Annotated in this window: 6 protein-coding genes and 1 pseudogene; 4 read left to right on the forward strand and 3 right to left on the reverse strand. The window is 69.4% G+C overall.

Annotation, left to right across the window (positions count from 1 at the left end; all coding sequences use genetic code 11):
* The first annotated feature begins 4 nt into the window (after nucleotides 1–4).
* The 4 genes from A5702_RS20940 (at nucleotide 5) to A5702_RS20955 (ending at nucleotide 4282) form a co-directional block, all read left to right on the forward strand.
* Nucleotides 5–1564 carry an alpha/beta hydrolase gene (locus tag A5702_RS20940; RefSeq protein ID WP_068223346.1) on the forward strand — a complete coding sequence of 520 codons (1560 nt, stop codon included), beginning with the start codon at nucleotides 5–7 and terminating at the stop codon, nucleotides 1562–1564.
* Nucleotides 1565–1568: 4 nt separating this feature from the next.
* Nucleotides 1569–2873, forward strand: coding sequence for an arabinofuranan 3-O-arabinosyltransferase (aftC, locus tag A5702_RS20945; protein ID WP_068223349.1), 1305 nt, complete (start codon nucleotides 1569–1571; stop codon nucleotides 2871–2873).
* A gap of 5 nt (nucleotides 2874–2878) precedes the next feature.
* Complete coding sequence (gene msrB, locus A5702_RS20950; protein WP_156349486.1) at nucleotides 2879–3283, forward strand: peptide-methionine (R)-S-oxide reductase MsrB; 405 nt, start codon at nucleotides 2879–2881, stop codon at nucleotides 3281–3283.
* A 114-nt stretch (nucleotides 3284–3397) separates the two neighbouring features.
* Nucleotides 3398–4282 (forward strand): DUF559 domain-containing protein, encoded by an 885-nt coding sequence (locus tag A5702_RS20955; RefSeq protein WP_068223352.1) that lies wholly within the window; start codon nucleotides 3398–3400, stop codon nucleotides 4280–4282.
* Between the two features lie 52 nt (nucleotides 4283–4334).
* On the opposite strand, the gene A5702_RS20960 is transcribed toward A5702_RS20955, so the two are convergent.
* The 3 genes and pseudogenes from A5702_RS20960 to A5702_RS20970 form a co-directional block, all read right to left on the reverse strand.
* Entirely contained in the window at nucleotides 4335–5084 is a 750-nt protein-coding gene (locus tag A5702_RS20960) for a class I SAM-dependent methyltransferase (RefSeq protein ID WP_068223355.1), read from the reverse strand.
* A 102-nt stretch (nucleotides 5085–5186) separates the two neighbouring features.
* A complete protein-coding gene (gene hemQ, locus A5702_RS20965; protein ID WP_055401607.1) occupies nucleotides 5187–5882 on the reverse strand; it encodes a hydrogen peroxide-dependent heme synthase in 696 nt (231 codons plus the stop codon).
* 5 nt (nucleotides 5883–5887) lie between these two features.
* A pseudogene (locus A5702_RS20970) lies at nucleotides 5888–6607 on the reverse strand (FAD-dependent oxidoreductase); the annotation flags it as partial.
* Nucleotides 6608–6744 lie beyond the last annotated feature (137 nt).

A 6744-nucleotide genomic window follows, 5' to 3' on the forward strand; every position in this document is an offset into this window, starting at 1 on the left:
CGGCATGAGTCGGCAGATCGCGTTCGCGACGCTCTTGGTCGCGGCGACCACCGTGGTCGCCGGCTGCGTCCCGGGCCTGGCCGCCGACCCGCGCTTCGCCACCAACTCCGGCGCGCGACCCCAGGGGGCGAGCACCGCCAAGCCGCCGCCCAGCGGCCCGCCCCCGATCGCGGCCCCGAAGAACGACCTGCCCTGGCACGACTGCACCTCGCGGGTGTTCGGCGACGCCGCGGTCCCGCCCGCCGCCGGGGTCCAGCTGGACTGCGCGAACTACGACGCGGACCTGGACCCGGTCAACGGCGGGACCGGCACGGTGAGCGTCGGCGTGGTCCGCGCCCGCACGAGCCAGACCCCGCGCGACGCGGGCCCGCTGGTCTTCACCACCGGCACCGATCTGCCGTCGTCGGCGCAGCTGCCGGTCTGGCTGTCGCGGGGCGGCGCCGACGTGCTGCAGAGCCACCCGATCGTCGCCGTCGACCGGCGCGGCATGGGCATGTCGAACCCGATCGACTGCCGCGACACCTCCGACCGCCAGATCATGCGCGACCAGGCACAATTCCAGACCGGCGACGACCCCGTCGCCAACCTCTCCGACGTCGCGAACACCGCCACCACCAGCTGCACCGACGCCATCGCGCCCGGAGCCTCCGCCTACGACAACGCGCACGCCGCCTCCGACATCGAGCGGCTGCGCACGCTGTGGGACGTGCCCGCAGTCGCCCTGGTCGGGATCGGCAACGGCGCCCAGGTGGCGCTGGCCTACGCCGCGGCGCGCCCCGACAAGGTCGCCCGGCTGATCCTCGACTCGCCAGTTGCGTTGGGTATCAACGCCGAAGCCGCCGCCGAGCAACAGGTCAAGGGCCAGCAGGCCGCGCTCGACGCCTTCGCCGCCCAGTGCGTCGCGGTGAACTGCGCGCTGGGCCCCGACCCCAAGGGCGCCGTCAGCGCGTTGCTGGCCGACGCCCGCGCCGGCAAGGGGCCGGGCGGCGCCTCGTTGGCCGAGGTGGCCAACGCCATCACCGTCGCACTGGGCTTCCCGTCCGGCGGCCGCGTCGGCGCCACCACGAACCTGGCCAACGCGCTGTCGGCCGCCCGCTCCGGCGACACCAACGCCCTGACCAACCTGATCAACCACGCCAACGTGACCGCGGACTCCGACGGCCAGTTCGTCAATACGTGCAGCGACGCCGTCAACCGCCCCACCCCCGACCGGGTGCGGGAACTCGTGGTGGCGTGGGCCAAGCTCTACCCCCAGTTCGGCACCGTCGCGGCGCTCAACTTGGTCAAGTGCGTGCACTGGCCCACCGTGTCGCCGCCCGCGCCGCCGAAATCCTTGAAGGTCGACGTCCTGTTGCTCGGCGTGCAGAACGACCCGATCGTCGGCACCGAGGGGGTCGCCGCGACGGCGGCCACAGTCATCAACGCCAACGCGGCCAGCAAGCGGGTGATGTGGCAGGGCATCGGCCACGGCGCCAGCATCTACTCGAGCTGCGCGGTGTCCCCGCTGATCGGCTACGTCAACAGCGGCAAGCTGCCCGGAACCGACACGTACTGTCCCGCCTGATACTTTGCGCTTCGTGACGGCAGCTGACTCGACCCGAACCGGCCTGCGCGATCGGACCCTGGCCGCCTTTCGTCCCCGCAGCGGCCCGCCCAGCACCGCGACGATATTGCGCTCGGCGCTGTGGCCGGTGGCCATCATGTCGGTGTTGCACCGCAGCATCATCTTGACGCTCAACGGCAACATCACCGACGACTTCAAGCCGGTCTACCGCGCGGTGCTGAACTTCCGGCACGGCTGGGACATCTACAACGAGCACTTCGACTACGTCGACCCGCACTACCTGTACCCGCCCGGCGGGACGCTGCTGATGGCGCCGTTCGGGTATCTGTCCTTCTCGCCGTCGCGCTATCTGTTCATCCTGATCAACACCGTGGCCATCCTGCTCGCCTGGTATCTGCTGCTGCGGCTGTTCAAGTTCACGCTGTCATCGGTGGCCGCGCCGGCGCTGCTGCTGGCCATGTTCTGCACCGAAAGCGTGACCAGCACGCTGGTGTTCACCAACATCAACGGCTGCGTGCTGCTGGCCGAGGTGCTGTTCCTGCGCTGGCTGCTCGACGGGAAGGTGAACCACCAGTGGTGGGCGGGCGTGGCCATCGGACTCACGCTGACGCTCAAACCGGTGCTGGGCCCGCTGCTGTTGCTGCCGCTGCTGAACCGCCAGTGGCGGACGCTGGTGCCCGCGTTCGTCGTCCCGGTCGTCATCAATGCTGTGGCGTGGCCGCTGGTGAGCGACCCGATGGACTTCGTCACCAAGACGCTCCCCTACATCGGCGGCGTCCGCGACTATTTCAACAGTTCGATCGAGGGCAACGGCGTGTACTTCGGCCTACCCACGTGGCTGATCGTGTTCCTGCGGATCCTGTTCACGCTCCTGGCGATCGCCGCGCTGTGGCTGCTGTACCGCTACTACCGCACCCGCGACCCGCTGTTCTGGTTCACCAATTCGTCGGGCGTGCTGCTGCTGTGGTCGTGGCTGGCGCTGCCGCTGGCCCAGGGCTACTACTCGATGATGCTGTTCCCGTTCCTGATGACCGTCGTGCTGCGCAATTCGCTGATCCGCAATTGGCCGGCGTGGCTGGGAATCTACGGCTTCATGGCGCTGGACGACTGGCTGATCTACCGGTACATGAGGTACGGCCGGGCGCTGCACTACCTGAAGATCACTTACGGCTGGTCGCTGCTGCTGATCGTGGCGTTCACCGTGCTGTACTTCCGGTACCTGGACGCCAAGGCCGAGAACCGGCTGGAGGAGGGCATCGATCCTTCTTGGCTATCGGCTGAGTCCGATCGCGCTACCGTGGAGGCATGACTGAGATCGCCCCGCCGAAGCTGCAACTCTCCGACGACGAGTGGCGCAAGAAGCTGAGCCCGGAAGAGTTTCACGTGCTGCGCCGCGCCGGCACCGAGCGGCCGTTCACCGGTGAGTACACCGACACCAAAACCCAAGGCGTCTACCAATGCCGGGCGTGCGGCGCCGAATTGTTCCGCAGCACAGAGAAATTCGAGTCCCACTGCGGGTGGCCGTCGTTCTTCGACCCGGCGAACTCCGACGCGGTGATCCTGCGGCCCGACCACTCGATGGGGACGACGCGCACCGAGGTGCTGTGCGCGAACTGCCACAGCCACCTGGGCCACGTGTTCGCCGGCGAGGGGTACCCGACCCCCACCGATCAGCGCTACTGCATCAACTCCATCTCGCTGCGGCTGGTGCCGGCGTAGCGGTCTTCGCGGCCGGCCGCCGCGACACTGAAACGACGCACGCGACACGCCGGAAAGCGCCGCCGTAGTTTCAGTTTCGCGGAGCCCCGGGGGCCGTCGTGGCGTCTTCCAGGTGTGGACGACGTGTTTGTCGGCAGCGAGGCCTTGCAGCAGGGGACCATCAGTCGGCACCTGCTGCGAGCCCAGTTCCGTGCCATCCATCCCGACGTCTACCTGCCGGCCTACGCGGTGCCCTCGCTATACACGCGGTCGGTCGCCGCGTGGTTGTGGTCAGGTCGGCGCGGCGTGCTCGCCGGGCTGACCGCGGCGGCGCTGCACGGTTCCCGGTGGATCGACGACGACGAGCCGATCGAGCTGATCTGGCGCAACACTCGTCCCCCGGCCGGCGTGCTCACGCGCAATCAGCGCGTCGAGCAAGACGAGGTAACCCGCGCCAAGGGCTTGCCGGTGACCTCGCCCGCGCGGACGGCCTTCGACTTGGCCAGGCGACTGCCCACCGGCGAGGCGGTCATGCGACTCGACGCGTTGATGCGGGCAAAACCGTTCTCGAGCGAGGACGTAATGATGCTCGCTGAGCGGTACGCGCGGGCACGCGGCTTACGGAAACTGCGGACGGCACTCCCCCTGGTCGATCCGGGCGCCGCCTCACCCAAGGAAACCTGGCTGCGCCTGCTGCTGATCGACGCCGGCCTTCCGACCCCCACCACGCAGATCCCAGTGCAGCGGAACTGGCGGTTGCTTGCCGTTCTCGATATGGGCTGGGAGAGATACAAAGTGGCCGTCGAGTACGACGGCGACCACCATCGCGCCGACCGCCGGCAGTACGCCCGCGACCAGCATCGGCTCCGCACTCTTGACGAACTTGGCTGGGTCGTCATCCGGGTGATCGCCGAGGACAAACCCGAAGACGTCATACGCCGGGTCCGCGGCGCGCTTCTCCGTCGCGGCTACCGCGACACTGAAACGACGCACACGACACGCCGTAAAGCGGCGCCGTAGTTTCAGTTTCGCGAAATGGCCCGGGCCGCGACAGCCCGAAAGCCCCGCGAACTCAGTCCAGCCGGGTGGCGTGCACTTCCCAGAACGGGGCGTGCACCCGGCCGCCCTCCAGCCACGGCTCCATCGCCCGGAATCGCTTCAGCAGCTCCTGCGCCTGCTCGGCCATGTCCGGGTTGCGCGCCGCCATCATCTCGATCTGCTCGGCGCTGATGTTCACCAGATAGGTCGTCGTCCCCAGGTAGCTGATCTCCCAGCCGCCCTGGGGCAGCACGTCGCGAAAGTCGTTCTCCGACAAGGACCGCATCATCTTGAAGCCGTTGACGTCGTGCTGCCCGAACTCGAACATGTACAGCCGCGCGCCCGGCTTGGTGGCCCGGTGCAACGCCTGGGCGTAGGACCGGGCGAGCTCGGGTTCGGTGCTGAAGGTGTGGTAGAACGCGCAGTCGACGACGGTGTCGAAGCGGCCGTCGAGGCCGTCGAGCTTGGTCGCGTCGGCCACCTCGAAGTTCACCGATACCCCGGCCTTGCGCGCGTTCTCCCGCGCCCGTTCGATCGCGGCCGCCGACCCGTCGATGCCGGTCGCCGAATAACCCTTGGACGCGTAGTAGATAGCGTGGTGGCCCGGTCCGGTTCCCGGGTCGAGCACCTCGCCCTTGATCGCGCCCAGCGCGACGAGCCGCTGCACCACCGGCTGCGGGCCGCCGATGTCCCACGGCGTGGCAGCGGGCAACCCGTGCGACGTCCGCTCGTCGCGGTACATCTCCTCGAAACGGGCGGGGTCGGTGACGTCGGGCTGAGTCATATCGCGCCGCTCCTCCTCATCGCTTCGCTCTGCATCGTCACCGGCGCAGTCATATCGCGCCGCTCCTCCTCATCGCTTCGCTCTGCATCGTCACCGGCGCAGTCATGGCAGGGCGTTCACCAACTGCTCGACGGACACGCGCGGCCCGGTGAAGAACGGCGTCTCCTCCCGGGTGTGTCTGCGGGCGTCGGTGGCGCGCAGCTCGCGCATGAGGTCGACGATGCGGTGCAGTTCGGGGGCCTCGAAGGCCAGGATCCATTCGTAGTCGCCGAGCGCGAACGCCGGCACCGTGTTCGCGCGCACGTCCTTGTATTCCCGGGCCGCCATGCCGTGTTCGGCGAGCATGCGGCGCCGCTCCTCGTCGGGCAGCAGGTACCACTCGTAGGACCGCACGAACGGATACACGCAGATGTAGTTGCCGGGCTCCTCCCCGGCCAAAAACGCCGGGATGTGGCTCTTGTTGAACTCGGCCGGCCGGTGCAGTGCGACGCTGCTCCACACCGGCGAGCAGGCCCGCCCCAGCGCGGTGGTGCGCCGGAAATCGGCGTAGGTGGCCTGCAGCGCCTCGACGGTTTCGGCGTGGGTCCAGATCATGAAATCGGCGTCGGCCCGCAGCCCCGCCACGTCGTAGAGGCCGCGCACCACCACCCCGCGCTCCTCCTGCTGCTTGAGGAACCGCGACGCTTCGTCGATCACGGCGTCGCGCTGTTCCCCGAGCTCGCCCGGGCGCACGGAGAACACCGAGAACATCAGGTAGCGGATCGTCGCGTTGAGGGTGTCGAAGTCGAGCTTGGCCATGGAACCTATCGTGCCACTTTCACTTCGAGGGCCTCGATCGCGCGCGTGGCCGCCCCGATGCACGCCGGCACCCCGATGCCGTCGAGGTAGCTGCCGGCCACCGCAAGCGTCGGGGGCAGGCCCGCGCGTATCTGGGCGACCAGCTGCGCGTGGCCCGGCCCGTACTGCGGCATGGCCCGGATCCAGCGCTGCACGCGGGCGTCGACCGGGTCGACGGCCAACCCGAAGACGGCGGCCAGGTCGTCCAGCGCCCAGGCCAGCAGCTCGTCGTCCGACGCCGTCTCGGCCAGGCCGTCACCGCACCGCCCGAACGACAACCGCAACAGCTGGTTCTCCCCGCGCGCACCCCACTTGCGCGACGAGAGGGTAATCGCCTTGGCGCGCAACGGTTCTCCGGTCGCGACCAGCACACCGGAACACTCCGGAAAGGGCGTGTCGCCCGGCACCGCGAGCGCGACCACCACCGACGACGCGCTGACGATCCGGCCGGCGGCCGCGGCGCCGGCCGGTGCGATGTCGGCGATCAGGCGTGCCACCCGCGGGGCGGGCACCGCGAGGACCACCGCGTCGGCGTGCCGGCGGGCGCCGCTGTCGTCCAGCACCGCCCACCCCGCCCCGTCGGGTTCCAACCCCTGCACGGCGGCGGGAATCCAGTCGGGCCGGGCCCGCTCGACCAGCGCGTCGAGCAGCAAGCGGTAGCCGCCGTCCAGCGCCCCGAACACCGGCGCGCGGCCGCTGATCTACAGCCGGCAGGAGTTGCACCCGCTGCCCACCGGCACGGTCATCGGCATCCCGTCGTCGGCCGGCTCGGTCGCGGGGTTGGTCGACGAGGCGACCGTCGCGCGCATCGAGGCCGAGCCCG

The organism is Mycobacterium sp. E3339, assembly GCF_001666915.1.
Classification (GTDB): Bacteria; Actinomycetota; Actinomycetes; order Mycobacteriales; family Mycobacteriaceae; genus Mycobacterium.

Bases quoted from the DNA above. Each gene is read 5' to 3' on its own strand.
- A5702_RS20940 (WP_068223346.1), top strand. From the start codon at position 5: ATGAGTCGGCAGATCGCGTTCGCGACGCTCTTGGTCGCGGCGACCACC.
- A5702_RS20960 (WP_068223355.1), bottom strand. From the start codon at position 5,084: ATGACTCAGCCCGACGTCACCGACCCCGCCCGTTTCGAGGAGATGTAC.
- hemQ (WP_055401607.1), bottom strand. From the start codon at position 5,882: ATGGCCAAGCTCGACTTCGACACCCTCAACGCGACGATCCGCTACCTG.